Source organism: Streptomyces sp. 13-12-16, assembly GCF_002114215.1.
Lineage (GTDB): Bacteria > Actinomycetota > Actinomycetes > Streptomycetales > Streptomycetaceae > Streptomyces.
This window is the reverse complement of the sequence record NZ_NCTE01000679.1, coordinates 1-1,789: the sequence shown is the minus strand read 5'-3', so window position 1 is coordinate 1,789 and position 1,789 is coordinate 1. Positions and strand designations below refer to the sequence as shown.

Below are 1,789 nucleotides of genomic sequence, written 5' to 3'. Positions count from 1 at the left end.
CACGCCGAGCGCCCCGCCTCCGTCGTCGCCCGGTCCGGAGCCGACGCCCACGACACCGGCGCCCTCCCGGCCCACACCGGGCGACCCGCCGTCCTCACCCGGCCCGGACCCCACGACGGGCGGCCCGACACCCACCGGACCCACGCCCTCCACTCCGGTGGCGACCGGCCCGGAGGAGGACTCGCCGCCGCCCGCCACGGGCCCGGCCACGTCCTCCTAGGGGCGTCCTGGCGCCCCGGGCCGGAATCCCTCTGCCGGGCACGACGTCCGATCCGAGCAGCCCGTGCCTGCCGGCAGGCACGGGCTGCACCGACCGGGCGGCCGGCGACCCACCGGGGAATCCCCGGCTCAGGTCACCGGGGGTGCCGGGCGGGGTCCGCCGGATGCGGGGCCAGCAGGGGCAGCTGCGAGGCCAGCCGTTCCTCGCACAGCTCGACCAGACGGTCGTAGCCCGCCTTGCCCATCAGCTCGGTCAGCTCCGCGCGGTAGGAGACGTACACCGGGTCCCCGGCGCCGTGCGCCGAGGTGGCCGAGGTGCACCACCAGTGCAGGTCGTGGCCGCCCGGTCCCCAGCCCCGGCGGTCGTACTCACCGATCGACACCTGCAGCACGCGCGTGTCGTCGGGCCGGTCGATCCAGTCGTAGGTCCGCCGGACGGGAAGCTGCCAGCACACGTCCGGCTTGGTCTCCAGCGGCTCCCGGCCCTCCTTCAGGGCGAGGATGTGCAGCGAGCAGCCCATGCCGCCCGCGAAGCCCGGCCGGTTCTGGAAGATGCAGGAGCCCTGGAACGGGCGGGTCTGACGGTCGCCGTCCTCGTCCTCCGAGACCCAGCCGTTCCTCGTGCCCTCCGCGTGGTGCTGCCAGATGTCCGGAGTGAGCCTCGCCACGTGACCGGCGACCCGCTTCTCGTCGTCCTCGTCCGAGAAGTGGGCACCCAGGGTGCAGCAGCCGTCGTCCGCGCGGCCCGCCTGGATGCCCTGGCAGCCGCTGCCGAAGATGCAGTTCCAGCGAGAGGTCAGCCATGTCAGATCGCAGCGGAAGACCTGCTCGTCGTCCGCCGGATCGGGAAACTCCACCCACGCGCGGGCGAAGTCGAGCCCCTTCTCGTCGTCCACCGGCGCCGTTCCCGGCGCCCGCGGTGCTGTCGCCCGCGAAGAACCCTCGGCCAGTCCGGCCTTCTTGTCCTTCTTGGCCTTCTTGTCCGTCTTTTCGTCCTTCGCCTTTTTCGTCTTTGGCACCCGTCCAGGGTAAGTCGCCCGCGCTCCCCGCCGGGACCGGCTCGGCCTCTACGGAAGAGGCATCACACCGCGCGGCGGGCAGTAGCGTTCCGTACATGAGACTCGGTGTCCTCGACGTGGGTTCGAACACGGTGCATCTGCTGGTGGTGGACGCGCACCCCGGCGCGCGCCCGCTGCCCGCGCACTCGCACAAGGCGGAACTGCGCCTCGCCCAACTCCTCGACGACGACGGGGCCGTCGGCGCCGACGGCGTCGACAGGCTGGTCGCGGTCGTCCACGAGGCGCTCCAGGCCGCCGAGGACAAGGGCGTCGAGGAGCTGCTGCCGTTCGCGACCTCCGCGGTGCGCGACGCCGGCAACGCCGACGACGTCCTCACGCGCGTGCGCGAGGAGACCGGGGTCGAACTGCAGGTGCTCAGCGGCGACGAGGAGGCCCGGCTCACCTTCCTCGCCGCCCGCCGCTGGTTCGGCTGGTCGGCCGGGAAACTGCTCGTCATCGACATCGGCGGCGGCTCCCTGGAGATCGCCTACGGCATGGACGAGGAGCCCGAC

1 protein-coding gene and 2 pseudogenes are annotated in these 1,789 nt (G+C 73.1%); 1 reads left to right on the top strand and 2 read right to left on the bottom strand.

Features of this window, described 5'->3' with window-relative positions; genetic code table 11:
• Positions 1 to 210: pseudogene (locus B7767_RS47405) on the bottom strand (cell division protein DivIVA); the annotation flags it as partial.
• Positions 211 to 353: 143 nt separating this feature from the next.
• A complete protein-coding gene (locus B7767_RS25840; RefSeq protein ID WP_085574294.1) occupies positions 354 to 1,238 on the bottom strand; it encodes a hypothetical protein in 885 nt (294 codons plus the stop codon).
• Positions 1,239 to 1,333: 95 nt separating this feature from the next.
• Here B7767_RS25840 and B7767_RS25835 point away from each other — a divergent pair.
• A pseudogene (locus B7767_RS25835) lies at positions 1,334 to 1,789 on the top strand (Ppx/GppA family phosphatase); the annotation flags it as partial.